The sequence below is a fragment of the Chelatococcus sp. KU-N122 genome (assembly GCF_055391085.1).
Genome location: NZ_AP043981.1, coordinates 4,122,616 through 4,148,116 on the forward strand (window position 1 = coordinate 4,122,616; position 25,501 = coordinate 4,148,116).

At 66.9% G+C, this 25,501-nt stretch carries 25 protein-coding genes; 11 read left to right on the forward strand and 14 right to left on the reverse strand.

Translation table 11 applies throughout. From position 1 onward, the window contains the following. The first annotated feature begins 61 nt into the window (after nt 1-61). The 4 genes from glnT to ACZ5PO_RS18560 are packed head-to-tail and all read left to right on the forward strand — an operon-like array spanning nt 62 to nt 3,612. Complete coding sequence (gene glnT, locus ACZ5PO_RS18545; protein ID WP_464196109.1) at nt 62-1,378, forward strand: type III glutamate--ammonia ligase; 1,317 nt, start codon at nt 62-64, stop codon at nt 1,376-1,378. Between the two features lie 8 nt (nt 1,379-1,386). After that, nucleotides 1,387-2,409: an alpha/beta fold hydrolase gene (locus tag ACZ5PO_RS18550; RefSeq protein ID WP_464196111.1), complete on the forward strand. Its 1,023-nt coding sequence runs from the start codon at nt 1,387-1,389 to the stop codon at nt 2,407-2,409. Beyond that, nucleotides 2,396-3,334 (forward strand): PDR/VanB family oxidoreductase, encoded by a 939-nt coding sequence (locus ACZ5PO_RS18555; protein WP_464196113.1) that lies wholly within the window; start codon nt 2,396-2,398, stop codon nt 3,332-3,334. The genes ACZ5PO_RS18550 and ACZ5PO_RS18555 overlap by 14 nt, the downstream gene beginning before the upstream one ends. Nucleotides 3,335-3,369: 35 nt before the next feature. Further along, the gene (locus ACZ5PO_RS18560; protein ID WP_464196115.1) at nt 3,370-3,612 is read left to right on the forward strand and encodes a hypothetical protein; all 243 of its coding nucleotides are present in this window, start codon (nt 3,370-3,372) and stop codon (nt 3,610-3,612) included. 55 nt (nt 3,613-3,667) lie between these two features. On the opposite strand, the gene ACZ5PO_RS18565 is transcribed toward ACZ5PO_RS18560, so the two are convergent. The 3 genes from ACZ5PO_RS18565 to ACZ5PO_RS18575 all read right to left on the reverse strand — a co-directional run bounded on the left by ACZ5PO_RS18565 (nt 3,668) and on the right by ACZ5PO_RS18575 (nt 5,849). After that, the gene (locus ACZ5PO_RS18565) at nt 3,668-3,997 is read right to left on the reverse strand and encodes a hypothetical protein (RefSeq protein ID WP_464196117.1); all 330 of its coding nucleotides are present in this window, start codon (nt 3,995-3,997) and stop codon (nt 3,668-3,670) included. A 115-nt stretch (nt 3,998-4,112) separates the two neighbouring features. Then, the gene (locus ACZ5PO_RS18570) at nt 4,113-4,496 is read right to left on the reverse strand and encodes a PRC-barrel domain-containing protein (RefSeq protein WP_464196119.1); all 384 of its coding nucleotides are present in this window, start codon (nt 4,494-4,496) and stop codon (nt 4,113-4,115) included. Between the two features lie 183 nt (nt 4,497-4,679). After that, nucleotides 4,680-5,849 carry a winged helix-turn-helix domain-containing protein gene (locus tag ACZ5PO_RS18575; RefSeq protein ID WP_464196121.1) on the reverse strand — a complete coding sequence of 390 codons (1,170 nt, stop codon included), beginning with the start codon at nt 5,847-5,849 and terminating at the stop codon, nt 4,680-4,682. A gap of 168 nt (nt 5,850-6,017) precedes the next feature. Between ACZ5PO_RS18575 and ACZ5PO_RS18580 the strand changes: the two genes are divergently transcribed. Together ACZ5PO_RS18580 and ACZ5PO_RS18585 are read left to right on the forward strand one after the other, a co-directional pair. Continuing rightward, nucleotides 6,018-6,500 (forward strand): PaaI family thioesterase, encoded by a 483-nt coding sequence (locus tag ACZ5PO_RS18580; protein ID WP_464196123.1) that lies wholly within the window; start codon nt 6,018-6,020, stop codon nt 6,498-6,500. A gap of 599 nt (nt 6,501-7,099) precedes the next feature. Then, on the forward strand, nt 7,100-7,930 hold the full coding sequence (locus ACZ5PO_RS18585; protein ID WP_464196900.1) for a MurR/RpiR family transcriptional regulator: 831 nt from the start codon (nt 7,100-7,102) through the stop codon (nt 7,928-7,930). Nucleotides 7,931-7,950: 20 nt separating this feature from the next. On the opposite strand, the gene ACZ5PO_RS18590 is transcribed toward ACZ5PO_RS18585, so the two are convergent. Beyond that, the gene (locus ACZ5PO_RS18590; protein ID WP_464196125.1) at nt 7,951-8,727 is read right to left on the reverse strand and encodes an HAD-IIA family hydrolase; all 777 of its coding nucleotides are present in this window, start codon (nt 8,725-8,727) and stop codon (nt 7,951-7,953) included. A 202-nt stretch (nt 8,728-8,929) separates the two neighbouring features. Between ACZ5PO_RS18590 and ACZ5PO_RS18595 the strand changes: the two genes are divergently transcribed. The 5 genes from ACZ5PO_RS18595 (at nt 8,930) to ACZ5PO_RS18615 (ending at nt 15,156) form a co-directional block, all read left to right on the forward strand. Then, entirely contained in the window at nt 8,930-9,790 is an 861-nt protein-coding gene (locus ACZ5PO_RS18595) for a phosphate/phosphite/phosphonate ABC transporter substrate-binding protein (RefSeq protein WP_464196127.1), read from the forward strand. A 56-nt stretch (nt 9,791-9,846) separates the two neighbouring features. Beyond that, nucleotides 9,847-10,689, forward strand: coding sequence for a phosphonate ABC transporter, permease protein PhnE (gene phnE, locus ACZ5PO_RS18600; RefSeq protein WP_464196129.1), 843 nt, complete (start codon nt 9,847-9,849; stop codon nt 10,687-10,689). Then, on the forward strand, nt 10,686-11,483 hold the full coding sequence (gene phnC / locus ACZ5PO_RS18605) for a phosphonate ABC transporter ATP-binding protein (RefSeq protein WP_464196131.1): 798 nt from the start codon (nt 10,686-10,688) through the stop codon (nt 11,481-11,483). The genes phnE and phnC overlap by 4 nt, the downstream gene beginning before the upstream one ends. A gap of 15 nt (nt 11,484-11,498) precedes the next feature. After that, nucleotides 11,499-12,293 (forward strand): phosphodiesterase, encoded by a 795-nt coding sequence (locus tag ACZ5PO_RS18610; RefSeq protein ID WP_464196133.1) that lies wholly within the window; start codon nt 11,499-11,501, stop codon nt 12,291-12,293. Nucleotides 12,294-12,732: 439 nt separating this feature from the next. Next, on the forward strand, nt 12,733-15,156 hold the full coding sequence (locus ACZ5PO_RS18615; protein ID WP_464196135.1) for an esterase-like activity of phytase family protein: 2,424 nt from the start codon (nt 12,733-12,735) through the stop codon (nt 15,154-15,156). Nucleotides 15,157-15,345: 189 nt separating this feature from the next. Here ACZ5PO_RS18615 and ACZ5PO_RS18620 read toward each other — a convergent pair whose 3' ends face one another. From ACZ5PO_RS18620 to ACZ5PO_RS18665, 10 genes are all read right to left on the reverse strand, one after another. Further along, the gene (locus tag ACZ5PO_RS18620) at nt 15,346-16,869 is read right to left on the reverse strand and encodes an aldehyde dehydrogenase (NADP(+)) (protein WP_464196137.1); all 1,524 of its coding nucleotides are present in this window, start codon (nt 16,867-16,869) and stop codon (nt 15,346-15,348) included. Nucleotides 16,870-16,880: 11 nt separating this feature from the next. Beyond that, nucleotides 16,881-18,017, reverse strand: a complete 1,137-nt coding sequence (locus ACZ5PO_RS18625; RefSeq protein WP_464196139.1) for a fumarylacetoacetate hydrolase family protein — start codon at nt 18,015-18,017, stop codon at nt 16,881-16,883. After that, nucleotides 18,010-18,345, reverse strand: a complete 336-nt coding sequence (locus ACZ5PO_RS18630; RefSeq protein WP_464196141.1) for a hypothetical protein — start codon at nt 18,343-18,345, stop codon at nt 18,010-18,012. The genes ACZ5PO_RS18625 and ACZ5PO_RS18630 overlap by 8 nt, the downstream gene beginning before the upstream one ends. Nucleotides 18,346-18,347: 2 nt before the next feature. Further along, on the reverse strand, nt 18,348-19,115 hold the full coding sequence (locus tag ACZ5PO_RS18635; RefSeq protein WP_464196143.1) for an enoyl-CoA hydratase/isomerase family protein: 768 nt from the start codon (nt 19,113-19,115) through the stop codon (nt 18,348-18,350). Further along, the gene (locus ACZ5PO_RS18640; RefSeq protein WP_464196145.1) at nt 19,112-20,245 is read right to left on the reverse strand and encodes an extracellular solute-binding protein; all 1,134 of its coding nucleotides are present in this window, start codon (nt 20,243-20,245) and stop codon (nt 19,112-19,114) included. Before ACZ5PO_RS18640 ends, ACZ5PO_RS18635 begins: the two co-directional genes overlap by 4 nt. Next, the gene (locus tag ACZ5PO_RS18645; protein WP_464196147.1) at nt 20,242-21,435 is read right to left on the reverse strand and encodes a CaiB/BaiF CoA transferase family protein; all 1,194 of its coding nucleotides are present in this window, start codon (nt 21,433-21,435) and stop codon (nt 20,242-20,244) included. Before ACZ5PO_RS18645 ends, ACZ5PO_RS18640 begins: the two co-directional genes overlap by 4 nt. A 16-nt stretch (nt 21,436-21,451) precedes the next feature. Then, complete coding sequence (locus tag ACZ5PO_RS18650; protein WP_464196149.1) at nt 21,452-22,204, reverse strand: SDR family NAD(P)-dependent oxidoreductase; 753 nt, start codon at nt 22,202-22,204, stop codon at nt 21,452-21,454. Next, nucleotides 22,201-23,379 (reverse strand): aldose 1-epimerase family protein, encoded by a 1,179-nt coding sequence (locus ACZ5PO_RS18655; protein ID WP_464196151.1) that lies wholly within the window; start codon nt 23,377-23,379, stop codon nt 22,201-22,203. Before ACZ5PO_RS18655 ends, ACZ5PO_RS18650 begins: the two co-directional genes overlap by 4 nt. 81 nt (nt 23,380-23,460) lie before the next feature. Continuing rightward, nucleotides 23,461-24,375, reverse strand: coding sequence for a sugar phosphate isomerase/epimerase family protein (locus ACZ5PO_RS18660; protein WP_464196153.1), 915 nt, complete (start codon nt 24,373-24,375; stop codon nt 23,461-23,463). A gap of 19 nt (nt 24,376-24,394) precedes the next feature. Continuing rightward, nucleotides 24,395-25,480: a Gfo/Idh/MocA family protein gene (locus ACZ5PO_RS18665; RefSeq protein ID WP_464196155.1), complete on the reverse strand. Its 1,086-nt coding sequence runs from the start codon at nt 25,478-25,480 to the stop codon at nt 24,395-24,397. Between the last annotated feature and the right edge of the window lie 21 nt (nt 25,481-25,501).

Here is a 25,501-nt window from a genome sequence, read left to right on the forward strand (position 1 = left end):
CATCAAGGCAAAGATCATGGATCAGATTACTCCAATCAAAGATCTGGAGCAGGACCTCCGCATGAGGGGCGTCGAGTACTGTATCGGCGCCTATGTGGACATCCATGGCGTGCAGAAGGCCAAGGTGGTTCCGATCGGACATCTCTACCACATGGCAGCCGGGTCGGAGCGCTACACGGGCTACGCTCTCGATGGACTGGGGCAGGAGCCGAACGAAGACGAGATCACCTCCGTCCCCGATCTCGACCGCATCATCCAGCTGCCGTGGGAGCCGAAGATTGCCTGGATGCCGGCGGACAACCACTTCAAGGGCGCGCCATACCCCATGTCGACGCGTGTCGTCCTGCAGAAAGCGCTCGAGCAGGCGGCGGAGCTCGGCTTCGGCTTCAACCTTGGTGTGGAATGCGAGATCTTCCTTCTGCGGCAGGCTGAGGACGGATCTCTGGTCGTTCCGCACGCCGACGACAAGCTGACCAAGCCTTGCTACGACGTGCGGAGCTTCCTCGACAATTTTCACTGGCTCGACAAAATGGCGAGCTGTATCAACGGCCTCGGCTGGGATCTCTACTCGTTCGACCACGAGGACGCGAACGGGCAGTTCGAGTTCGATTTTCGTTATGCCGACGCGCTCACCACGTGTGACCGGCTCACGTTCTTCCGCATGATGGCCAAGCACTACGCCAAGGAAGAAGGTCTGGTCGCAACGATGATGCCGAAGCCGTTCGCCGACAAGACCGGCAACGGCGCGCATTTCAACATGTCGCTCTTCGATCTCGGAACCGGAGCGAATGTTTTTGCGTGCGATCCGGCCGACGATCCGCGCGGCTACGGGCTGACGGAGCTCGGCTACAACTTCATCGGCGGCATCCTCAAGCACGGCCGCGGGCTCTGTGCGGCTTTCGCGCCGACCGTGAACAGCTACAAGCGGCTGGTGCGGCGCGGCGCGATGACCACCTTTTCGTGGGCTCCGGTGTTCAACTCCTACGGCTCCAACAACCGGACCAACTCCGTGCGCGTGCCCCAGGGGGGCGGGCGCTGCGAGAGCCGGAATGCCGATGGCGCGGTCAACCCTTATCTGGCTGCCGCGCTGGCGCTTGCCGCCGGCCTCGAAGGGATCCGCGAAGGAATCGACCCGGGCCTGCCCAACGAGGACAACCTCTATACGATTTCCGAGGGCGAGCGCGCCAAGCGCGGCATTGCGTTTCTGCCGCAGACGCTGCTCGAAGCCGTGCAGGCCTTCGCCGCCGATCCGCTGATCGAGGCGACGCTCGGAACGGCGCTGCGCGACGAGTTCGTCACCTACAAGACGAACGAGTGGAACGAGTACCACCAGTCGATCAGCCGGTGGGAAACGGAGCGCTACAGCCACCTGTTCTGAGCAAGGGGATGACGACGCTGGAGCGGTTCGCGATCCCCGACTTCGCCACCGAACGTGGCGACAGGATCGACGTGACGCTGACCTTTCGCCGTTGGGGGCGCATCGACCAGGCCGGCGGGAATGCCGTGCTGCTGTGCTCTCACTTCACCGGCACGAGCGGCTCCTTCGATGGCCTGATCGGATCGGGGCGACCGTTCGACCCCGCCCGCCTCCTCATCGTCGCGGTCGACATGTTCGGCAACGGTGTCGCGTCGTCCCCGTCGCACGCCCGGACGCCCGTCGAGCGGGCCGCGTTCCCCGCGCTCACGCTCTTCGACAACGTGCGGGCCCAGAGGCTCCTCCTCGACCATCTGGGCATCGCGACGCTGAGGCTGATCTACGGCTGGTCGATGGGCGCGCTCCAGGCCTGGGGCTGGGCATCGGCTTGGCCGGAGCGCGTTCGTGCGATCCTGCCGGTCTGCGGCGCCGCGCGCTGCTGGCCCCAGAACCATGTCTTCCTGGAAGGCGTGCGCGCGGCCCTGATGGCCGATCCGGCGTGGGCGGCGGGGGCGTATGCGCAGCCGCCCCGGGAGGGCCTGCGGGCCTTCGGTCGCGTCTATGCGGGATGGGCCTATTCGCCGGCGTTCTTCCGCGACGAGCTCTGGCGGAGCCTGGGCTTCGGTTCGGTGGAGGAGCTGCTCCAATGGTGGGAGGACGACCATCTCGCCTGGGACGCGGCGAACCTGATCCACAAGCTCCGCACCTGGCAGAGCGCGGATGTCGGGTGCCTTCCCGGGATGTCGGGCGACTGGCGCCGGGCGCTCGCGCGCGTGACGGCCAGGGTGATCGCCATGCCCTGCGATACCGATCGCTACTTCACCCTGGACGAAAATGCGCTCGAGGTGGCGGCCGTGCCGGGGGCGGAGCTGCGTCCGATCCATTCGTCCCTGGGCCATGTCGCAGGAGCGCCGGGGCGCCATCGCAACGAGAGCCGCCAAGTCGAGGCGGCCATCCGTGAACTCCTGGACGAGGCGATCGATGCCACCTCCTGAAACCCTGACCCTCACCGTCACGGAGATCACGCCGCTCGCGGAGGGCGTCGTGGGCGTGACGTTGGCCGATCCCGGCGGCTCGCCGTTGCCGTCGTGGACGGCCGGCGCGCACGTCGATGTGAGCGTCCCCTCGGGACGGACGCGCAAGTATTCGCTCTGCGGCAGCCCTCTCGATCCCACCTCCTACCGCATCGCCGTGTTGCGCATGGGCGAGGGCGGCGTCTCGTCCGAGATCCATGGTCAGCTGCGGCGAGGTGACCGGCTGCCCGTTTCCCCGCCGCAGAACCAATTCCCCATGGTGGAGGCGGAGCACCACCTGTTCATTGCGGGCGGCATCGGCATCACTCCGTTCCTGCCGATGATCGAGACGCTCGGCGCCGACAGTCGGCGCTACACGCTCGCGTATGGGGGGCGTGCGATCCGCGCCATGGCCTTCGTCGACAGGCTCGCCCAGGGACAAAGCGTCGATCTCTTCCCCAAGGACCGGAGAGGGCGGATGGACCTGGCCGCGACGATTGCCGCCGCTCCGGCCGATGCCGCCATCTATTGCTGCGGACCGGCGGAGATGATCGAGGCCGCCGCCGTGATCGCCGGCCGCGAGGGACGCACGCTGCATCTCGAGCGTTTCAGCGGTGAGCCGCTTGCGCCTGTGGGCGATGATCGCGCTTTCGATGTCATGCTGGCGCGGTCGGGGCAGACCTTCCACGTTCCTGCTGAGTGCCGGCTGGGGGAGGTGCTGATGAATGCGTTCGTGCCGGTCGCGTTCTCCTGCACGCAGGGCTACTGCGGCTCATGCCGGACGCGTGTTCTCGAAGGCGTGCCGGATCATCGCGACACGTTCCTCACCGAGGCCGAGAAGGAGGCGGGCGAGATGATCATCTGTTGCGGCCGCGTGCACGGCCCGAAACTCGTCCTCGACCTGTAGCGGAGGCTGCCGTGCGAGAAAGCGCCGATCCAGCCATGACCGAACGGCAGAAGGCGCGTGCGGCCTATCTCTCGCTCGCGCTGCGGAGCGGCGACGGCTTTTTCGCCTGCGATGCGCTCGGGGCAATCGTGATTGCCTACGGTCTCGAGGAGGGAGCCGAGGCCCTGGGACTCACGACCGACGAGCTCGTCGAGATATTCGATCGTCGCGAGGTCCTCGACATCATCACGTTCATGAAGCTCGCCAGGGCCGTGGGCCTCACCCTCACCGCTGAGTAAGGTATGGCAGGGTCCGTCGTAGCCGCCGCTCGCTTGGCTGCCAACCGCAGCCGGATCACTGCTCCGTGAAGAACGTGAACACGACCTGGCTGTCGTTGCCCAGGAGGCAAACGAAGCGGACAGGCTTGTCGCTCTTGTCGCGTTGAAGGTAGGCCTCTCCCATCACCACGCCCTTGATCGGCGTGTCGCCGACTTTGGAATCGGCCTTTGAAACGGCGATCGTGTCGAGCTCGACCGTAATCTGGTCGAGGCTGGGCGACCGCTTCTTCAGCGCGGCTTGGCCGGCCAGCCGGCAGGCCTCGACCTCGGGAGGCGCTTGAGCCCGTGCGGGGGCGGCTGCGATGCAGCCCAGCAGCGCGATCGTTGCGATGATCGACGTACGCATCTGGTGACAGCCTCGCCTCCCGCGGCCCCAGCCGAGGTGGGCTGGAGCGCTGAGTGATTGCGTGGACCCGCCCCATCGCACAAGAAGCGCTCCAGGCTTTGACGCGGCGGACGGCTCAGAGGACGGGACGATAATAGTCATCGACCCGCCCGCGCCAGCCGAGGTCCGTCGACCCCCAGTCCGGATCGGATGCGTAGTCGCCGGGTATGGTCGGGGCGGCCTTCAGACGGTCGATGGTCTCATCCAATCTGTAGCCGCCGAGCTGTGTATCGTACCGAAGCTTTTCCCACGGCACCGGATGATAGTCGGCGCCCATTCCCAGGAAGCCGCCAATGGACGCAATCGCGTAGGCGACGTTTCCGGAGCGCTTGTCGAGCATGACATCGTAGATCGAGCCCATGCTCTCGCCTTGGCTGTTGTAGAGATTGGTACCCTCGACCTTGCTGGCGGCGATCAGGCTTCGTGTTTCGTCGGTCGCGACCTGTTGGTACTCGGCCATATCAGTTCTCCCTGGTTGCTTGACTGGCCGGGCAGCACCCCGCATGCGCGACCATTGAACCACGTCAACCAGGGCCGGATGTCGTTGTTCCTGTGTTCCTTGCCCGACATAGTTGCGAGCCTGCCGATCGGCTGGACACAGGTGGCCGCGATGTCGGCGTTCGCAGCTGCCGCTGCCGCGTCCTCAAAGTGACCGCGGCTCGGCCAACTGGAACTGCTCGAAGCGATCCAGGGCCGCCTCGATCGCGGCCTTCAGCTCCGGGCGTTCCTCCACGATCCAGGTCCACTGCTGAATGAGCAGCTTGCGGGCCGTGCGGTCGGTCTTGAGGTCGAGCGCGGCGACGATCTCGTCGCCCATCAGCACGGGCAGGGCGAAATATCCCAGCACCCGTTTGGCGGGCGGCACGTAGGCCTCGAAGCGGTGCTCGTAGCCGAAGAACAGGCTGAGGCGCTTGCGCTGGATCACCAGCGGGTCGAACGGCGACAGGATGTGGACGAGCGGGCCGGGCTCCATCCCGGCCACCCCTGCCATGCCGTCCAAGGCCTCCGGCGCCGTCCAATGCTGCGCGCTATCACGGCCATCCACGTGCACGGGCACGAGCCGTTTGCGGCGGACGGCCGTCGCGATCAGGCCGGCCACCGCCTTCTTCGTCGACAGATTGCCGAAGCAGATGGAATCGAGGCTGACGATGCCTTGCGAGCGCAGTGCCCGCGCCAGCAGATAGCCTGCAAACTGCTCGTCGCTTGCCGGCTTCGGGCGGCGGCGCCAGCCGAAATGCCGGCTGGTGAGCTCGTAGCTCTTCAGCATGCCCTGGCGCTTGCTGATGGTGAGGTCGCCGACGAAGAAGGCGAGGCGGAGCACGCGCTTCGACGGCTTCCGGCTGCCCCACGGATGGGTCTTCTCGACGAGCACGTCGTCGTCGATATCGCGGATCGAGAGCGCACCCTCCTTGCGGATGCGCTTCAGCAGGGCCGCGTAGTCAGCCGCATCGACGGGATCGAACCAGTTGGGCGGAGCTTCGCGGAACCGCTCCATGGCCGGCATGAAGAAGCCATAGTCGGCGCTCGGTATGTAGGCGAGCGCGTGTGCCCAGTACTCGAAAACCGACTTGTCGACCGACTGTGCCTGTTCCAGGTCGGTGCGGGCGTAAGCCGGAATGCGGGTAAAGAGGATGTGATGGTGGCTGCGCTCGATCACGTTGATTGTGTCGATCTGCACATAGCCGAGATGAGCGACGGCCTGCCGGGTGGCCTCCGGCCCGTCGCCGAACGGTGCCGTCTCGCCGAGACGTTGCGCGCCGAGCCAGAGGGCGCGGGCCTCGGCCGATGTGAGCGAAATGGGCCTCTTTGCCAAAGAGCGAAACTCCGATTCGTCGGGTTGATTATGCCCTGGCGATAGAAGATCCGAACAGGATGAGCAGGCTCCCGAGCGACGGAGTCCGGATCCCGCGAGACAACGCCCCGGCCGCGGCGATGATGGGCGGCACCTTGAGTGTTGCTCCAGAAACCACGGGATAAGCCGATGCAGAGCCGTACCGCGAACAAGATCTATGGGACCGTCAGCGCCGAGCGGCAGAAGGAGATGAGCGGGCTGGAGTTCGTGGGAGGGCTCGTCGACGGCACGCTGCCGCTCAACACGATCGCCGAGACGCTGGGCTATGATGTCACCGAGGTGTCGCGCGGACGCGTCGTCGTCGCGGCCGAGCCCAACGGCACCCACCTCAATCCGGCCGGCACGGTGCACGGCGGCCTGGCGGCCACGCTGCTCGACAGCTGCATGGGCCTCGCCATCCAGTCGACGCTGGAGCGGGGCGTCGGACAGACGACCGTCGAGTTCAAGATCTCGCTCGTCCGCCCCATTACTCCGGAGACGGGCCTGATCATGGCCGAGGGTGTCGTCCTGAACTGCGGCCGACGCATCGGCACGGCCGAGGGGCGGATCACCGATCGGAGCGGCCGACTGCTCGCCCACGGCACGACGACATGCCTGATCTTTCAGAGTTAGAGCCTGATCCCAAGAATTGGACACCGGCTCTTGGACAAGATCATGCTCAAAACAAAGACTTGGAATGGGGTGATTCGAAGAAAAATCATCCTGCTTTAGTGTGGTGGATCTGACGTTCCTGCCCCCGAGCGCCTGAGCCCACGGGCCCAATTCGTTCGCTGCGCGCGGGCGGGGAGGCGTCGTGGTCTCATCGCGCCGTGGGGGCCGCGAACACGCCCTCGGCGCCAATGCTTCTATAGTCCGAGGCCATAGGCTCCGGGGGCTCGAGCTCGACGCCTCGACATGGTGGCGGGTACGGCCAGCAAGACGTTCGAGATGCGCGGGCAACGCCGGCGGCCCCAGCGCGCGAGGAGAGGGGAGGTCGCTCACCTTCGTCGAGGTCTTTGCGCTGGAGAGATCGGCGCTTCGCCTCCGGCCGTCGGACGGTGCGATCCGCTCGAGGGCGGGTTGCGCTGTCCGCGCGAAACGCGCTGGAAATCTGCGGATGGCTGAAAAGCGAAACGCTGACGGCGGAACGATCTGCTATCCGTTGGCCGTGCCCATCGCTATGGAAGTTGCTTATGTCCCAGCTGGAATTCCCGCTCGCCCGGTTCAAGGCCATGCTCGATGAGCTCCCGCCGACGGCCCGGCGCATTGCGAGCTTCATGGTCGAACAGCCGCATCGCGTGCTGGAAATGTCGGCGAGCGAGATCGCGATCGCGGTACAGGCCAGCGAGGGGTCGGTTATCGGGCTGTGCCAGCAGATCGGCGCGCGGGGATTTGCCGAGCTGAAGATCGCGGTCGCACAGGAGATCGCAATCTCGCGGGCCCTGCTGCACGAGGCTATCGTGCCGGGCGACAGCACGGCGAACGTCGTGGCGAAGTTCGCCGCCAGCCATGCGGTGGCGCTCGAGGACACCGCCAAGGTTCTGGACACGGCGGACGTCGACCGCGCGGCGGCTTATCTCGCGGGAGCGCAGCGCATCGAATTCTACGGCATCGGCACGTCCGCGCCCATTGCCGAGGACGCGGCCTATCGCTTTCTCAGGCTCGGTCTCATCACCAAGGCGGTGACGGATTCCCATGGCCAGGCCGTCAGCGCCGCCTTCACCGGTCCGCATGTCGCCACGGTGACGATCTCGCATTCGGGCCGCACGCATGAGACGCTCGAAGCCACCCGTCTCGCGAAGGAGGCGGGGGCGCGCACGGTGTGCATCACCAATTTCGGCAAGTCACCGCTCCAGCAATATTGCGACGTGGTGCTGTTCACAGCGGCGCAGGAGACGAAATACCGGATGGAAGCGCTGTCCAGCCGGATCGCCGAGCTGTTTGTCATAGATGTCCTCTATGCGCGGCTGGCGCTCGCGCGATGGGAGACATCGCTCGCCGCGATCCAGAAATCGTATGACGTCATTGCCACCAAGCGCACGCGACCGACGACCGAAAAATAGCCGTCGCCGCAGCCCGCAGATCACGCGACGAGCGAGCGCAGCGAAAGTCGCTCGTCGAGAAGAATGCAGGGGATGCCGAGCCGGCGCGCGCCCGCCCCGTCGGTGTCGGGATTGTCCCCCACCATGATGACCTCATGGGGCGCGAGGCGCAGTCGCGCAAGCGCCGCTTGAAAGAGCTCGGCCTGCGGTTTGCCGAAGACGTGAGCGGGCTGACGCCCCGATGCGGCTGCAATCGCCGCAGCAAGCGCGCCGGTCTCGGGCACGAGACGGCCTCCGGCGCCGGGATGACGCAGGTCCGGGTTGGCCACCACGAATGACGCTCCCGACCGCACGGCGTTGGCCGCTCGGGACAGCATCGCATAGTCGAACGCCGTGGTGCGGGCGACGAAAACCACCTCGGGCGCCTCGTCGGTGACCACGAGGCCGAGCCGGCGCGCCAGGGCGACCAAGGGCTCGCGGGCCAGCATCATGATGCGCCTGCCTGGCCAGCGTGACGCGATGAAGCGGACCGCTTCCATGCCTGCCAGCACGATCCGCGCCGGAGCGACGTCGAGACCGGAGCGGGCCAAGTGCCGGGACAACTCCTCTTCTGTGTCCGAGGAGTTGTTGGACAGGATCATGGCACGCTCGCCGACACGGGCCAGCATGTCCCGCGCACCGTCGATCACCTCGTTCGTGCGCATGAGCGTCCCGTCCAGATCGAAAAGAACCGCGTTGGCGGCCTGAAGCGCGGCGCGTGCGTGCGCCAGGTCCGTCAGTCGGCCTGCAGTGTCGTCCGTCATCACCGTCCGCCGCATCGCGTCCTCGCATGTCTCCAGGCTCAATAGCAGCGGCACGTGAGTGAGGTAAATTCAGTATGTCGTCGATTTCATTGCGTGATGCACATTTTTGAGTTTACCTCAGTGTCATTGTCATGTCACTGAGCATCCATAAGTCTGCGGGGTCTTCATGGCGTCTCGACCCGTTCTCGGCAGTCGTTTTTCACGAAGGAAACGAACCATGATCCACCGCCGATCCCTTCTCATCGGGGCCTCCGCAATGCTCTGCGCTCCGGCCATCCTGAGCGCCCAGACACGCAAGACCATCAAGGTTGCACTTGCGCCCTCGCAGCCGACCCAGGCCGAGACGCGCAAGGTATGGGAGCCGCTGTATCGTTCGGTGTGCGAGCGTATCGGCGCCGACCTTCACCTCACCGTGGCCAATGACTGGGCCGGTGTTTCCATGGCGATCGGCAGCGAGCAGGTGGATCTCGCCCAGCTCGGGCCCTGGGGTTATGTGCTGGCGAAGAACAGTTCCGGTACGCGCGTGATCAACGTCATGCTGGTGAACGGCAAGCCGACTTATCACGGCCTGATTGTCGCCCGGCGGGATCTGGTGATCGAGAAGTTCCCAGAAGACGCCAAGGGTATGTCCATGCAGATGCTGGACACCGGCTCAACCACCGGCTGGATGGTTCCGACACATTATTTCCGTTCGCTCGGCATCGAGCCCAAGACCTATTTCGGGCGGTATGCGGAAGGCGCGTCGGCCGCCGCCGCGCAGATGGCCACGATCAATGGCCAGGTGGATCTCGCCACCGGCTGGGACACGCATCGCAACACCATGATCAAGAACGGGCTGATGGCCGCCGACGCCAACAAGGTGGTGTGGCAGTCCGCGCCGCTGCCGAACGAGCCCATCGTCGTGCGCAAGAGCATGGACGACGAATTGGCCAGCAAGCTTCAGGCCGCCTTCAACGAACTGACGCCCGCCGAGCTCGCGACGCTGCCCTATCCCTACACCGGGTTCCGCTCGACCACGCACGAGCCCTATGCGGTGCTGGAGCGGATGGGGCGCGATCTCGGCGTGCTCAAGGCCTGACGGGCGTGGCGGCTGGAGCGCCCGGGCCGCTCCGGCCGTGCAGCGGGTGGGATCAGATGCACAACATATGGCAACTTACGCGGCCCCCGCCGGTTCGCGATGGCGCGGGACGATATGTCGAGCCCCGCATTCCGTTCACATCGCCGGCGGTGCTGGTGCGGCTGGCACTCGCCGCAGTGCTGATCATGCTGTTCGGCCTATGCGTGAAGCTCGCCGAAGTGGATCCCGCGGCGCTGATTGCCGGGTTGCCGCGTCTTGCCAGCTGGGCCGCGAAGGCGTGGCCGCCTTATCTCAATGACCTCGACGTCTATTGGCTGCGGGCGGCCGAAACGGTCGCCATCGCGACGGTGGCGACTGCGGTTGCCACGCTGCTCGCCTTTCCGCTGTCCATTTTTGTCTCGCACAACGTGACGCCCTCGCCCTTGCTGGCGGCGCCGGTGCGGATGATCCTGAACTGCTTTCGCGGTGTGGACACCATCGTCTTCGCGCTGCTCTTCGTGGCGGCGGTGGGCCTCGGTCCCTTCGCCGGCGTGCTCGGCATGATCGTGCATTCGCTGGGCGTGATCGCCAAGCTGAACAGCGAGGCGATCGAGACCATGCCCAAGGCGCCTCTGGAGGCGGCCGCCATGACCGGCGCTAACCGCACCAAGATCGTCACCTATGCGCTGCTCCCTTCGGTGCTGCCGAACCTGTCCTCCGTCTCGCTCTACGTCTGGGAAGCCAATGTCCGCACCTCCACCATTCTCGGCATCGTCGGAGCCGGCGGCATCGGCATCGAGATCAAGGCGGCGATCGATCTCCTGGATTTTCCCAAGCTGCTGACCGTGACGGTCATCATGTTGATCATGGTCACCGTCATCGACCAGTTCAGCGCCTGGCTGCGTCGGAGATTGTCGTGACGGTCATAGTCCCGGCTCGATCGGTGGCGACCGAAACCGCCGTGACCGCCCGGCCGGCGCTCGAGCTCGATGGCGTCACCAAGATCTTCGGCTCGGCGATCGCGCTCGACCGTGTCAGCTTTCGCATCAACCCCGGCGAGTTCGTCGCCCTGCTCGGTCCCAGCGGCGCCGGCAAATCGACCATCTTCCGCTGCATCTCGCGCCTTGCCGATGTCGATGGCGGTCGCGTGACCGTGCTGGGTCACGATGTCGGAGGTCTCGATCGCAATGCGCTGCGCGAGCATCGTCGTGCCATCGGCCTCATCTTTCAGCAGTTCAACCTGATCATGCGCCTCAATGCGCTCGACAACACGCTCGCGGGCCGCCTCGGCCATGCGCCGACCTGGCGTGTGCTCCTGCGGCATTTCTCATCCGAGGATCGGCACATCGCGCTGGCGGCGCTGGATCGTGTCGGGCTCCTCGAAAAGGCCTATCAGCGGGCGGATTCGCTCTCGGGCGGCCAGCAGCAGCGCGTGGCGATCGCCCGCGTGCTGGCCCAGCAGAGCCGGCTCGTTCTTGCTGACGAGCCGGTGGCCAGTCTCGATCCGGCGTCGGCCTCCAATGTGCTCACCGTGCTTCGCGAGATCGCTCGCGAACGGGACATCGCCGTGCTGTGCAGCCTGCACCAGACGGATCTGGCCCTGCGCTTTGCCGATCGTATCGTGGCGATGCGCCAGGGGCGCCTCGTGCTGGACGAGCGGGCGGCCAACCTCACCGCCGGGCAGCTCGACGGCATCTATGCGGACGAGAGCTGACGGGACGACGGGCCCATGCTGATCGCCCAATTGTCGGACTTCCATTTCTCGCGGGCGCCATTGTTCGGCGCTCGCGTGGACGTGGCGGCGATGGCGCGGCGGGTGGTCGACGCCGTGCTGGGCCTTCCGACGCCGCCCGACGCGGTGATCATGACCGGCGACCTCGCCGAGCACGGATTGTCCGACGAATACGAGGCGCTCCTGACGGAGCTTGCCCGGCTGCCGATGCCGCTTCTCGCGGTGCCGGGCAATCATGACCGGCGTGAGGCTTTCCGGCAGGCGTGGGCGCGGCGCTACGACGTCCCGGCGCAAGGCCCCCTGCACGTCTCGACGCGAGTCGGCGAAGTGCGCCTGATCGGGCTGGACACGCTGGTGGAGGGGAGCAGCCACGGCCAGCTCGACGAGGCGGGCCTGTCGTTCCTGTCGCGCTCGCTCGAGGAGGACCGGCACGCCTGCACCCTGCTGTTCATGCACCATCCGCCGATCGCGTGCGGCATTCCGGCCATGGATCGCATCCGTCTGCTGGACGGGGCGGCCGCGCTGGAGGAGATTCTGCGCGACCACGAACAGGTGGAGCGCGTTCTGTGCGGCCATGTGCACCGGAGCATCCAGATGCGCTTCGGGACGACCATCTGCGTCGTCGCCCCCTCGGTGGCGCATCAGGTCGCGCCGGACTTCCGCGACACGGGTCGCATGGCTCTCACGCTCGAACCACCGGCGTTTCTGCTGCATTGGATCGCCGGCCGGCAGGTGACGTCTCATCTGCTGCATGTCGAGCCGGCCATCACCTTCTCCAACTCGATGTCTTGAGCGTGATCTTCTCCGGAACGTCTCCGATTTCAAGGATCATCGCCGAGAGCATATCTTGGCCGGTTGAGCCCATCTGGTCGGATTGACCTGTTCCGAGTTCTTGAATCCGGGTGCTTCTTCTTCGGCTGGGCGAGCCCACCCAATCGTGGAACGCCCCCGACCGGCAGCCGGAGCTGGCCGGTTCGCCTTCGAGCCGTCGCCTCGCTCGACGCCGCTTCGCGTTTCTGAACGTTTCTGAACTGTGGCCAGAATGAGACTAGCCCGCCGCAAACTGCCCCGGGCCTCATCTTTTGTCATGGGGCTGTTGCACCTGCCCCCGATCAGTCCCGCATTCCAAGGATGGGGGCTGACGATGTTTTTCCGCGCGCTTCTTTTTGCATCCGCGTCATCGCTTGCAATTCATAGCGTAGCGCAGGCGCAAACCTATACGACGCCGCATGTGGCGACCACCGGCCTGCCCACCTCCATCAATGTCGACGGCATCACCTTCACCAACCAGGGACTGCTCGGCGCCGGCCGCTTTCCGGCGACGGCGCGGGACTTTCTGGGCGACACGCTCGGCTCGTTCTCAGGCCTCGCCATCGACCCCTATTCGTGGCGGATGACGCCCGGCGGCGGTTATACGGCGACCTTGCTCGCCCTTCCCGATCGCGGCCGCAACGATCCGGCCGCCAGCCCGCCTATCTATTCCGACTATGCGGCGCGGCTGTTCAAGTTCCAGATGGCTTTTTCCCCTTACGCCGGGCCCAATCTTCCGGCCGCGACGAGCTCGCAGAGCCAAGTGCAGCTCACACCGAACGGCGGCATGGTCCTCCGTGACGACCAGGGCCGGACCTTCACAGGGGCCGATCCCGGCAGCGGCACCACGCTCCTCTATGGCCGCCCGGCGCCGAGCCCGGCGGCCGGAAGCCTCGGCGCCGGGCGCATCGCCATCGACGCCGAAGCGGTCGCCTTCAAGACCGACCGGTCGTTCTACGTCAGCGACGAATACGGGCCCTCGATCTTCTACTTCGATGCCAACGGCAATCTGAAGGGCTCGATCCCCGTTCCGCCGGCGCTGATCCCGCGCACCGACGGCACCGTGAACTTCAACTCCATCACCGCGCCGACAACGGGGCGTCGCAACAACCAGGGCCTCGAGGCGCTCGCCGTGAGCCCCGACGGCAACAAGCTGATCACCGTCCTGCAGAGCTCGGCCATGCAGGACCTGACCGACTCCCAGCAGCAGACCCGCCTCAACACGCGCATCCTCGTCTATGACATCTCCAGGACCGCGACGCCGACGGCGCCGGTCGAATCCTACGTGCTGCAACTGCCGACCTTCACCCTGAACGGCAACGGCGGCCCCGCGAACCGGACGGCGGCGCAGAGCGAGATGGTGGCGCTCAACGACCGGCAGTTCCTCGTGCTGGCGCGTGACGGCACGGGGCAGGGCGCGGCCCCCGGCACGCCGATCATGACCAAGTCGGTCTATCTCGTCGATGTGAGCCAGGCTTCGAACATCGCGGGCTCGTCCGCGGAAACCTCGCCCTCAGGCCAGATCGCGACGGCCGGCAAGCTCAATCCCGCCATCACGCCGGCCCGCTCGGTCGAGCTCGTCAACATGGTCAACTCGACCCAGCTGGCGCGCTTCGGCCTCGGCCTCAACAATGGCGCGCCGGGGCAAGGCCCGCAGTCGAGCCTGACGATTTCGGAGAAGTGGGAGGGCATGGCGCTGGTGCCGACCCTGGTCGAGGGCCGGCCGAACGACTTCTTCCTGTTCGTCTCCAACGACAACGACTTCCTGACGACCAACGGCTCCATGCAGGGCCAGCCCTACAATTCGGGCCAGAACAACGACAACATGGTGCTCGTCTACAAGCTCACGTTGCCGACCGCCGTCGACCCGCTGTTCCTCAAGTCGATGCGCGAGACCGCTCCGCTCATCCTCGCGCGCCTCAACGCCGGCGCCCTGGGCCTGGGCCAGAGCGCCGCCGCGTCCGTCGCCGACCAGCTGCGGGCGATCCGTCGGGCGGAGGGCTCGGCCTGGGCGAGCCAGGGCCTGTCGGCGTGGGTCGGGGGCCGAGCGGAGTTCGGCGCCGGCCTGATCCAGCCCGAAACGATCGGCGCCGACAGGACGCTGTTCGGCGGCACCGTGGGCCTCGACTACGGCTGGAACGAGTTCCGCGCGGGCGTGGCGGCGACGGTCCAGGGCGGCCAGCTCGGTGATGGCGCGCGCGGCCAATACGACATCTCGGCGTCGATCGCCCCGTCGCTCTACGCCGGCTACTTCGGCGATCCGTTCTATATCTACGCGTCGGTCAGCGCGGCGCCGAACGTGAAGTTCTCCGACATCCGCCGTTTCGGCGCTTACGACCTGGTCGGCGTCGGCCGCACCAACGTGGACGCCTATGCCATCGATGCGGAGGCCGGCTATAAGCTGAAGCTGGGCGCGCTGCGGCTGACCCCGTTCGTCGGCCTGACCTATGCAACGGCCAACGTCCGCGGCTTCACCGAGTTCGGCGCCGCCGGCGGCAACGTGACCTATCCGAGCCATTGGGCAAACGCCACGACGCTGCGTGTCGGTGGCGAGGTCGCAACCACGTTCAACGGGCTCACGCCGTCGCTGCGGGTCGCCTACAACCATCTGGTGAATGGCGACACCAAGCTGGCGTCGGTGAGCCTTGCCGGCGTGTTGAGCCCGATGGCGACGCAGACCGTGGCCGTGCCCGGCTTCGACACCAGCTCGGTGGCGATCGGCGTTGGCCTGCAAGGCGACATCTCGCCGAGCATCGGCTGGCGTGTCGGCTACGACGCCAACATCGCGACCAAAGGCGGCGACGTCGCCCACGTCGTCACGGCCGGCCTGCGCATCGGCTTCTGAGCCTGCACGTCGGGCGCTCTGGGCCCGCCCTCCGTCGAGGGCGGGCCATCCCGCGGGATGACGGGCAAGCTGACGTTCTCCGCAGCGCTTCCCGACCGGGCGGAGCTGCCGATCGCAAAGCGCTCCAGATTCAAAAGGTTATGAGCATTTTTCCGCCATTGGATGGATCGCCATCCAATGGCGAAAGCTCTAGCCCAGCGCCTCCGGAAGCAAGCCCCTGGGCATGTTCTGATAACAGACCGGGCGCAGGAAGCGCCGGATCGACAGCGTGCCCACCGACGTCGCGCCGAAGTTGGTCGACGCCGGGTAGGGGCCGCCGTGCACCATGGCGTCGGCCACCTCGACCCCCGTCGGGAAGCCGTTGGCCAGCACGCGGCCGGCCTTGCGCTCGAGGATCGGCAGCAGCTGACGGCCAAGCGGGACATCGCCGTCGTCCAGCTGCAAGGTGCAGGTGAGCTGCCCCTCGATCGACTCGGCCAGCGCGACCATCTCCTCGGCATCCGCGACCGTCACGATCAGGCCGAGAGGACCGAAGACCTCTTCGCCCAGATGCCGGTCCGCCAACCAGGCGGCCCCGGTGGTGCGGAACAGGCTGGGCTTGGCACTGCGCTGGTCGCTCGCGCCTGCCAGCAGCGTCTCGACCGAATTGGCGGTGGTGAACCGGTCGCGCCCCTGCCGGTAGGCTGCGGCAATCCCGTCGGTCAGCATGGTCTGCGCATCGACCGTGCGAAGCGCCGCGGCCGCGGTCGCGGCAAAGTGCTCCGCATCGTCCCCGGCCGACAGGACGGCGATGCCGGGATTGGTGCAGAACTGGCCCGCGCCGAGCGTCAGCGATGCGGCCCAGTCGCGGGCGATGGGCTCGGCTCGTGAGGCTGCGGCCTCGGGCAGAACAAAGACCGGGTTGACCGAGCCGAGCTCTCCGAAGAAGGGAATAGGCTCCGGCCGCGCCGCGCACAGGTCGAACAGCGCGCGCCCGCCGCCGAGCGACCCCGTGAAGCCCACCGCCTTGATTGCCGGATGGGTCACCAGCGCCTCGCCCACCCTGCGGTCGCCCCCCTGGATGAGGCTGAACACGCCGTGCGGCACGCCGCTGCGGGCGATCGCGGCGTCGATCGCCTCGGCCACGATCTCACCCGTGCCGGGATGGGCGGAATGCCCCTTCACCACGACGGGGCAGCCCGCCGCCAGAGCTGCCGCCGTGTCCCCGCCGGCGACCGAGAAGGCCAGCGGGAAGTTCGATGCGCCGAAGACGGCGACCGGCCCGATCGGGCGCTGCACCATGACGAGCTCGGGCCGCGGAGCGGGCTTGCGGTCGGGCAGCGCCCAATCGTGACGGCGGTCGAGATAGTCGCCCCTGCGGATATGGTCGGCGAACAGCCGCAGCTGGCCGGTGGTCCGTCCGCGCTCGCCCTCGAGACGGCCCTGCGGAAGCCCGGTCTCCTGCGTGCCGATCTCGGTGATCTCAGCCCCGCGAGCCTCGATTTCGTCGGCGATGGCGTCGAGGAAGCGCGCACGCTCTTCGCGCGAGGTGGCAGCATAGGCGGGGAACGCCGTAGCGGCTGCGCGACAGGCCTGATCGACCAGCTCCGGGGTGCCCGCGGAGAATTGCCGGACAGGGCCATGCGCCGGGCTCGAGGGAAAGGTTCGGGCGGCGCCGACGCGCGCGCCGGCGATGAAATGCTTGCCGTGCAGGGACAGAGTGGCGTGGGTCATGGCGATCATCCTCAGATCAGGCCGCGGCCGGCAAGGTTGGTCATCAGCGCGCGGATGCCGAATTCCCAAGGCGGGCATTGGGTGGACAACCGGACGGTATTGACCAGCACGCCGAGACCTGGGGCCGAGATCGTGACCCGATCGCCGCGCTTATGGGTGAAGCCCTCGCCCTTCACGTCGCGATCCTCGGTCGGGGCGAACAGGGTGCCGAGATACAGCATGAGACCGTCGGGATACTGGTGATGACGCCCGACGGTCTGGCGCACCAGATCCTCGGGGTCCCGGCTGATCTCGGCCATCGAGGAATGCCCTCTCAGCTCATAGCCGTCCTCGCCCTCGACGGTCAGCGTCAGCTCCGCACGGCGCACATCGTCCAGCGTGAACCTGTCGTCGAACAGACGGATCATCGGCCCGATCGCAGCCGAGGCATTGTTGTCCTTGGCCTTGGACAGGAGCAGGGCCGAGCGCCCCTCGACGTCACGCAGGTTGACATCGTTGCCCAGCGTGGCACCGACGATCCGCCCGCGCGACGACACGGCCAGCACCACTTCTGGCTCGGGGTTGTTCCAGGTCGAGATCGGATGCAGCCCCACATCGGCGCCGGAACCGACGGCGCTGAGCACCTGCGCCTTGGAAAAGACCTCGGCATCCGGGCCGATGCCCACCTCCAGGTATTGCGACCACATGCCCTCGACGATCAGCGCGTCCTTGACGCGCATTGCCTCGGCGGAGCCGGCCCGAATGTTGCGCAGGGAGTCGCCGATGACGGCCCCGATACGGGCGCGGATCGCCTCGGCCCGCGAGGGGTCCCCACTGGCCTTCTCCTCGATTACTCGTTCCACCATGGAGCGGGCGAAGGTCACGCCGCAGGCCTTGACGGCCTGCAGATCGCAGGGGGCGAGGATATGCCGTACGGCCAGGTCGCCCGGCGTGCCCGCCGCGATCCCGTCGAGCCTGCCGAGGTCACGTCCTGGTGCGTTTCGCACGAAACCGGCGGGATCATCCGTCTCGCAGATTTCGGAGACGGTCGCGGCCCCCTTGCAGGTGATGTCGATCACCCGGCCGTCGCGCAGGGTGACCACGGCGGGGCCCGAGACCTCGGGCAGCCAGACGCGGCCGAGCCACAGGCCCGAAAGATCGTCAATCATGCTGCAACCTCCCCATCTTCGTTGGTCGATGGCCGCTGCCGGCTAGAGCATTTCGCCATTGGATGGACCCATCCAATGGCAGAGAAATGCTCATAACCTTTTGAATCTGGAGCGCTTCTTTTGCGATCGGGTGAGTCCACCCAATCGCGAAATGCTCCAGAGCGTGATCCCAAGAAGTGGACACCGGTTTTTGGACAAGATCATGCTCAAAACAAAGATTCGGAGCGGGGCGATCCGACGATAAATCATCCCGCTCCAGGTACGGACGATGCGTTTCATCCAGCCCGGCGCACCGGCGGAGCCGGAGCATGCGAAGATCGACGCTCATGCTCAACGCCTCCGAAAGACGGGGGGCCGCTTCGCGCCGAAGGCGGCACGGCCCTCATGGGCATCTTCGGTCGCAAAGCAGATCGTCTGCAGGTCGCGCTCATAGGCGATGGCCTGCTCCAGCGGCATGTTGAAGGCGGCAGCCAGATTGGCCTTGGCGGTCTCGGCCGCGATCGGCGCGCGATCGGCGATCTGGGCGGCTATCTCGACGGCACGAGCGCGCAACGCATCCGGCGCGGTCACTTCGCTGACCAGCCCCCACGACAGGGCCTTGGCCGCGTCGATGGCCTCGCCGGTCATCACCATCAGCGCGGCATTCGACGGGCCGATGGAATGCGCGAGCAGCGCCGTCATGCCGCCGCCGCCGATCCAGCCGAGCTTGATCTCGGGAGCGGCCATGCGGGCCGTGTCCGCGGCGAGGCGAATGTCGCAGGTGAGCGCCATCTCCAGCCCGCCGCCGAAGGCGTAGCCGTTGATCGCGGCGATGGAGGGCTTCAGCAGGGCGCGCACGGCATCGCAATATTCGGTGCGATTGCGGAAGTCCCAAGGGGTCGCATAGGTCTCCAGCAGGGAGATGTCCGAGCCCGCGCAGAAGGCCTTGCCGGTGCCGGTCAGCACCACGGTCCGCACCGTATCGTCGTCGTTGCAGCGCGCGACGGCCTCGACCATCAGCTCGGCCATCTCCGGTGTCATGGCGTTCAGCTTGTCGGGGCGGTTGTAGGTGATGATGCCGACACGGCCTTCGATTTCGAATGTCAGCGGTGCGCTCATGCCCCTGCCTCCTGTGCGGCGCGGTGCGATGCCCGGACCATCTCCTCCAGCCGTCTTGCCAGGGCTGCGGGCGCCGTCCGGGCGGCGAAACCGTCACGGAGCGCAGCCGAGGCCGCGCTCTGGAAGGCGATGTAGCCGTCATGCCGCGGCCGGATCGATGCGGCTTCCAGCGTTGCGGCCGTATTCTGGAAGAAGCCCCCCGTGGCCGCATTCACGGCCGGGTCGAGCCAGGCCTCGCGCGTGCCGGGCTGGCCCTCGTTCTGCGGGATGAAGCCCCGTTGGGCCTCAGCACTCATCAGCCACAGAAGGTGGGCGCGCAGCTCGTCGTTCACTTGGCAGCGTGTCGAGACCGCGATGCCCGTTCCGCCGAGGATCGAGCCCGGCGGCATGCCCGCCGCGATCCGCGGGGCATCCGCGAAGCGAAGCCGCACCGTGCGGGCGGGGGCGGCATAGTTCACGTAGCCATAGATCAGCGGGCAGAGCGCCACGTCGTCGTGGCCGCCCGACATGTGCTCCAGAATGCCGATCGGGTTCAGCTCCGCGACCGACGCCGGGCTGCGGTCGGCCAGATCGGCCAGGATAGCGAGCGCCTGCACGGCGGCCGCCTCCGGCACCCAGACGTTGCCGTCGCGCAGATCCAGCGTGCGGTCGATGGCCTGCGCCACCGACAGGAACGACAGCAGCGCATGCGGCCCGGCGAGCGACAGCGCCACCTTGCCGGTCGTACGCGAGAGGTCGGCGACGTCCGCCCATGTCACCGGGGCCTGGGCGATCAGATCGGATCGGAGCGCCATGACCTGCGTGGCCGCATCGAGCGGGAGCGCCCAGGCGCGGCCGGCCATGACATAGCTCGCCATGCTGGGGCCGATGGCGCGGCCGGCCATGGCCTCGAGGTCGCCGGCCGCAAAGACCTGATCCAGCGGGCGCAGGCAGTCGTGCGACAGCGCCTCGCCCAGATGCGGATGATCGAGCACCACGAGGTCGTAGCGCGCACACAGCACCCCGATCGGGGCGCTTTCAAAGCCCTCGAGCGGCTGCGCCTCCCAATCGATGGGACCGCCGGCCCTGGCCGCGGCCTCGAGCGCGTGACGCCCGCGTGGGTGATCCCACGTCAGCCCGCGGAACCTCATGCCTCGCCCCTGCCCACGGCGCCGGCCGCGATCAGCGCCGCGATCGCTTCGGGGCTGTAGCCGGCGGCTGCGAGCACTTCGTCGGTGTGCTGGCCGGTCAGCGGCGCGCCATAGCGCAGCTCGGACGGCGTCTTCGAGAACTTGATGGGAAAGCCCGGCGTCTTCACACGGCCTTCGGTCGGGTGCTCGTAGTCGATGAAGGTACCGTTGTGGATCACCTGCGGGTCGGCCACCAGGTCGGCATAGCCATAGACCGGCGCGACCCAGATGCCCTCGGCCTCGAGCCGGGCCAGCGCCTCGTCGCGGCTGTATTTGCCCACCGCCTCGCGCACCAGCGCGAAGGTGGCGTCCCGATCCTCCCAGCCCGCCTTCATCTCGTCGAGCCCCTCGAAGCGGGGCTCGTCGAGCGCGCGGGCGAGGCCGGGGAAGTTCGGCATGGCCAGCGCGATGTAGCCGTCCTTCGCCGCAAAGATCCCGTAGGGCGAGCGGATATAGACATGGGCGTGCGGTTCGGCGCTGCGGGTCTGGGGCTTGCCGCCCACGGTGAAGACCGACAGCTCCTGCATCTGGATGGTGGCGATGGCGTCGAGCATGTTGACCTCGACCTTCTGGCCCTCGCCCGTGCGCTCGCGGTGCAGAAGGGCGGCCAGCGCGCCCTCGAACGCCGTATAGGCGGTGATCGCATCCACCAGGTACTGGCCGGCCGGCTGGGGCGGCTCACCCTCGCGGCCGGTCGACATCATCGCCCCCGACATGGCCTGCAGCAGCAGATCCTGCCCGGGACGCCTGGCGCTCGGTCCGTCCTCGCCATAGCCCGACATCGACACATAGACGAGGCGGGGATTGATCGCGGAGAGGCTTTCATAGTCCACGCCCAGTCGTGCGGCGACGCCGGGGCGATAGTTCTGGATGAAGACGTCGGCTTGTTCGACGAGCTTATTGAGGACGGCCTTGCCGCCCTCGGTCTTCAGGTCGATGGCGAGCGAGCGCTTGTTGCGATTGAGCGAGAGGAACGAGACGTTGATCTTGTTGCCGGTCAGGCCGCCTGCGGGCGCATGACGCTGCCATTCCCCCGCGAGCGGCTCGATCTTGATGACGTCGGCGCCCAGATCCCCCAGCCGTTGCGCGGCGAAAGGCCCCGCCATGGCGATGGAGCAGTCGAGCACCGTATAGCCGCCGAGAATACCCATGGTGATCTGATGCTCCTCACTGCATCGTCCAGCCGCCGTTGACGCTCAACGACTGGCCGGTGATGAAACCTGCTCCGTCCGACAGGAAGAACAGAATGGCTGCCGCGATATCGCCCGCATGGCCGCGGCGCTTGATCGACTGGCAGGACAGGACATGGGCGTTGTAGCCCTCGGGGTCGGGATGGATCTTCTCGGCGTCGGTCGGGAAGGCGCCCGGCGCGATGGCGTTGACGGTGACGCCCCACTTGCCGAACTCGCGCGCCCAGGCGCGGGTGAGGCCCAGCAGCGCGCCCTTCGACTGCACGTAGGGGGCCAGGTTCTCCCAGCCGCCGGACAGGGTGATCGAGGTGATGTTGATGATCCGGCCCCAGTTCTGCGCCCGCATCCCCGGCAGGGCAGCGCCGGTGCAGATCAGCGCCGCCTCGACGTTGACGGCGTGGACCAGCGCGTGGTCCGCGAAGCTGTAGTCTTCGAACGGCTTCGACGGATAAATCGCGGCATTGTTGATCACGACATCGAGGGGCTTATCGGCCGTGATCTTGGCCAAAGCTCTTTCCAGCGCGGGCTTGTCGGCCAGATCGACCTCGATCAAGTGCAGCCGCGCCCTCAGATCGGCGGGCGTTTCGGCGATCAGGCTTTCGTTCTTGGCGTGGTCGCGGTCGAGGGCATGGACCTCGGCCCCCGCGGCCAGGAGCTGCAGCGTGGTCTGATGGCCGAGACCTCCCGCCGCGCCGGTGTAAAGAACGCGGCGTCCGTGAAGCGAGGTCATGCCCGGCCTTCCAGCTTGCGGAAATGGCCGGTGGGCTCAGGATAGTCGGCGTCGGGCTGGCCTGAGATGGCGCGGATCTTCGCCTCCGCCGCCGCAACGGCAGCCTGGTCCGGCAAGACGACGAAGCGGCAGTCGTAGGCGCGCTCGTCGCCATGGCCCAGCCAGATCATCTCGCCGCGTTCGCGCGCGGCGGCATTGCCCAGCACATGATGGGTCGACGGCTCGATCCCCACGGCGTATTGGCCGGCCTGCAGGTTCTGCCATTGATATTGGCAGGGGAACTGATCCTTGCGGGTCACGACCATGAAGCCGAAGCCGAGGCGGTCGTTGACCAGCGCCACCGGCACGTCGCCCGCGGCATCGGCCACCATCTCGTGCTGCCAGACCTGCTCGTGGAAATCGAGCCGAGGCCCGGGGAGCGTGCGGTAGCCGACGCCCTGGTTGCGATAGCTCCCGGCGTGGGCGGCCCAGACGGTCTCGGCGATGGGGGCGAGGTAGCGCGCGCCGTCGTCCAGCACCGGATGGCCGACGTTGATGTGATAGCAATACATATGCGGCGTGCGGTAGAAGCCGCGATTCACCACCCGGTCCGAGAGGCGGATCTCGTCCGTGCCGACCTCGGCCTCGATGCGGCGGTGAAGCTCCAGATGCTCGCCGAACACGGTGCCTTGGGACACCACGCCCTCGGCCCAGAGGACGCACCGGTCCCCGTCCCAGCGCTCGCCGTAGCCGGTCAGCTTCGCGGGGATCGTGCCGGCGCGGCCGTGCAGCGAATGGGCGGCCGTCCGGCGCGGCCCGTAGACGTAGGTGTCGGCCGGCACCTCGTTCATGAAGAGGATATGATCGAGCCCGCAGGTCACCATCAGGCCCGAGAAGGAGCGCATCCAGCCGAGCCCGCCTTCGCCCTCGTAGTCGTGAAGCGAGGGGTGACGGAACCCTGCAGGCGAATGCCAGCCGATGGCCCGGCCCGCGTGCTCGCAATCGGCGATGTCCATGGCGCGGTCCACCAGGACGGTGAACCGCAGCCCGGAGCCCGTGCGGAACTCCAGCATGCGGTTACCGCGTTCGAGCCCGTTGTCCAGCACCATGAGGCGGACGCCCGCCGCATGGCCGAGATCGCCGCTGACGGCCTCGATCTCGCGCCGCGTGAAGGTCTTGCCGTAAAGTTGTACCATGCTCTCGTCTGGCTCCGCTTCACGCGACACCGTGGGCGGAGTGGCGCCCGGACCGGCGCGCACTCCTCGGTTCAGCCGGTCTCAGCAACCGTTCTTGCGCAGCTTGCCGTCGAGGAAGGCTTTCGCGCGCGGCACGTCGGCCTCGTCCAGGTGCTCGATGATCATCGCAATGTTGGGGTGCCTCTTCGCCAGCCGCTTGAGATAGAGGTCGTAGTTCAGCTCGCCCAGGCCCGGCGCCGGCAGCTCGATCTCGCCGACGCCGCGGAAGGTGTGGCTTTCCGCCGCCGAAGCGTCGCCGATGTCCGAGTGCTTTTCCGATTTGTCGTCGCCCGAGCGCTTCACGTCCTTGGCATGGGCGATGCGGATATGGTCGGACAGGGCATCGAAGACATGGTTCAACGTCTTGTCCATCCGGCCGATATTGTGGGCCTCGAAATAGTTCGTCGGATCCATCAGCAGGCCCAGGCCCGGGTGGTCGACCTCGGCGAACATGCGCAGGGTTTCCTCGACCGAGCCCACGACGTTGTTCACATAGGTTTCCAGCAGGAACACCGCGCCGTGGTCATAGGCGAACTGCGCGAGATCCGCGACCACCGCACGGCAATCGTCCCAGCCGTCGTCGGTCTTGTTCTTCGGATGGTGCACCCAGTCGCTTTCGGTGGCGAAGGTGCCGGTCTCAGAGATCACGTAGGGCGAGCCGAGATACTGGGCGTGGGCGAGAATCTCCTTGAGCCGGGCGAGCAGTTGCTTGCGGGTGCCCGGATCGGGATGCACGATGTTGGTATAGGCCGAGGTGCAGCAGATCGGCAGGTGATGATCGCGAAACGTGTCGCGGATCAGGCGGCACTTCTCCGCCGTCACCTGCCCTTGGGTCACGTCGACGTCGGTGAAATGCAGATCGAGCTGCACGGTGTTGAAGTCATGGGCGCGGATCTTCTGGGCCGTCGTCTGCAAGTCGTAGGGGAAATACCCCGTGAAGATACCTGCTTGCATCATGTCTATGGTCCTCCCGTTTTCAGTCTTTCGACAGGTCGAGCGCAACGGTGCGCTTCTCGTCGATCGAGCGGTACGCCGCCTCGACCAGCGCCATGGTGCGGACGTTGTCCGCCACCGAAAGGGCCGGGGCCTCGCCGCTCCGGATTGCCCATTGCAACTGCTCCATCACGCCGATGAAGGCGTGGGGGAACCACATCGTCTGCCAATGGGGGCTCGCCCACGCGCCGGCGGTCTCGTGGCGTGAGGCGTAGCTCAGCGTCGAGGGCGCGCCGCTGGGCCAGCCGATGGTGCCGCGCGCCACGCCTTCGGTGCCTTCGACCCGCCAATTGATATGCTGGTCGTCGGCATAGCCCTCGGCCCGCGGGCCGGACCAGACGTCCTCGAGCGACAGCGCCAGAAGCCCGGAGGGAAAGCGCAGCACGGTCGAGACGATCCCGTCCGCATGCGCGAACTGGGTGCGCGGATCGGTGCGGGTGACGGTGGTGACCTCGGACGGATCGCCGAACAGGAAGCGCAACGCATCGAGGTGATGCACGCTCATGTTGGACAGCGTCAGCCGGTCGTAGCCCTCGAGGAAGCCCTGCCAGTGGGGGATCGCATGCATGTCGATCTGGGCGAAGACGGGCGTGCCGAGCGCACCCCGCTCGAGCAGTTGCTTCAGCGCCCGCATCGACTGGTCGTAGCGCATGTTCTGGTTGACCGAGAGCGGCTTGCCCGCGGCCTCCGCCTCGTCGCGCAGGGCCCGCGCCTCCTCCAGCGACAAGGCCAACGGCTTTTGCGCCAGGATGCCCTTCAGGTGCGGCTGCTTCAGCGCGTAACGGATGAGCGCCGGCTGCAGGTGCGGTGGATAGGCGATGTCGACGATATCGGTCGCGGGATCCTCGATCAGCGCCTCCGGCGTGTCGTGGACGGTGCCGATGCCATAGCGCGCAGCCACCTGTTCCGCGCGAGAGCGGGTGCGCGAGGCGATCGCCACGACCGGAAAGCCGGCCAGGCGATAGGCCTCGAGGTGGCATTCCGCCATGATCATGCCCGCGCCGACGGCGCCGATCCGATAATCCCGGCAACGGATCGCTGGATCCGGCGTCAGAGCCTCGTGTGTCATATGTCCTCCCGCGTCCCTCCA

Bases quoted from the DNA above. Each gene is read 5' to 3' on its own strand.
- glnT (WP_464196109.1), top strand. From the start codon at position 62: ATGAGGGGCGTCGAGTACTGTATCGGCGCCTATGTGGACATCCATGGC.
- ACZ5PO_RS18550 (WP_464196111.1), top strand. From the start codon at position 1,387: ATGACGACGCTGGAGCGGTTCGCGATCCCCGACTTCGCCACCGAACGT.
- ACZ5PO_RS18555 (WP_464196113.1), top strand. From the start codon at position 2,396: ATGCCACCTCCTGAAACCCTGACCCTCACCGTCACGGAGATCACGCCG.
- ACZ5PO_RS18560 (WP_464196115.1), top strand. From the start codon at position 3,370: ATGACCGAACGGCAGAAGGCGCGTGCGGCCTATCTCTCGCTCGCGCTG.
- ACZ5PO_RS18565 (WP_464196117.1), bottom strand. From the start codon at position 3,997: ATGCGTACGTCGATCATCGCAACGATCGCGCTGCTGGGCTGCATCGCA.
- ACZ5PO_RS18570 (WP_464196119.1), bottom strand. From the start codon at position 4,496: ATGGCCGAGTACCAACAGGTCGCGACCGACGAAACACGAAGCCTGATC.
- ACZ5PO_RS18580 (WP_464196123.1), top strand. From the start codon at position 6,018: ATGCAGAGCCGTACCGCGAACAAGATCTATGGGACCGTCAGCGCCGAG.
- ACZ5PO_RS18585 (WP_464196900.1), top strand. From the start codon at position 7,100: ATGCTCGATGAGCTCCCGCCGACGGCCCGGCGCATTGCGAGCTTCATG.
- ACZ5PO_RS18590 (WP_464196125.1), bottom strand. From the start codon at position 8,727: ATGCGGCGGACGGTGATGACGGACGACACTGCAGGCCGACTGACGGAC.
- ACZ5PO_RS18595 (WP_464196127.1), top strand. From the start codon at position 8,930: ATGATCCACCGCCGATCCCTTCTCATCGGGGCCTCCGCAATGCTCTGC.
- phnE (WP_464196129.1), top strand. From the start codon at position 9,847: ATGCACAACATATGGCAACTTACGCGGCCCCCGCCGGTTCGCGATGGC.
- ACZ5PO_RS18610 (WP_464196133.1), top strand. From the start codon at position 11,499: ATGCTGATCGCCCAATTGTCGGACTTCCATTTCTCGCGGGCGCCATTG.
- ACZ5PO_RS18620 (WP_464196137.1), bottom strand. From the start codon at position 16,869: ATGACCCACGCCACTCTGTCCCTGCACGGCAAGCATTTCATCGCCGGC.
- ACZ5PO_RS18625 (WP_464196139.1), bottom strand. From the start codon at position 18,017: ATGATTGACGATCTTTCGGGCCTGTGGCTCGGCCGCGTCTGGCTGCCC.
- ACZ5PO_RS18630 (WP_464196141.1), bottom strand. From the start codon at position 18,345: ATGAGCGTCGATCTTCGCATGCTCCGGCTCCGCCGGTGCGCCGGGCTG.
- ACZ5PO_RS18635 (WP_464196143.1), bottom strand. From the start codon at position 19,115: ATGAGCGCACCGCTGACATTCGAAATCGAAGGCCGTGTCGGCATCATC.
- ACZ5PO_RS18640 (WP_464196145.1), bottom strand. From the start codon at position 20,245: ATGAGGTTCCGCGGGCTGACGTGGGATCACCCACGCGGGCGTCACGCG.
- ACZ5PO_RS18645 (WP_464196147.1), bottom strand. From the start codon at position 21,435: ATGGGTATTCTCGGCGGCTATACGGTGCTCGACTGCTCCATCGCCATG.
- ACZ5PO_RS18650 (WP_464196149.1), bottom strand. From the start codon at position 22,204: ATGACCTCGCTTCACGGACGCCGCGTTCTTTACACCGGCGCGGCGGGA.
- ACZ5PO_RS18655 (WP_464196151.1), bottom strand. From the start codon at position 23,379: ATGGTACAACTTTACGGCAAGACCTTCACGCGGCGCGAGATCGAGGCC.
- ACZ5PO_RS18660 (WP_464196153.1), bottom strand. From the start codon at position 24,375: ATGATGCAAGCAGGTATCTTCACGGGGTATTTCCCCTACGACTTGCAG.
- ACZ5PO_RS18665 (WP_464196155.1), bottom strand. From the start codon at position 25,480: ATGACACACGAGGCTCTGACGCCGGATCCAGCGATCCGTTGCCGGGAT.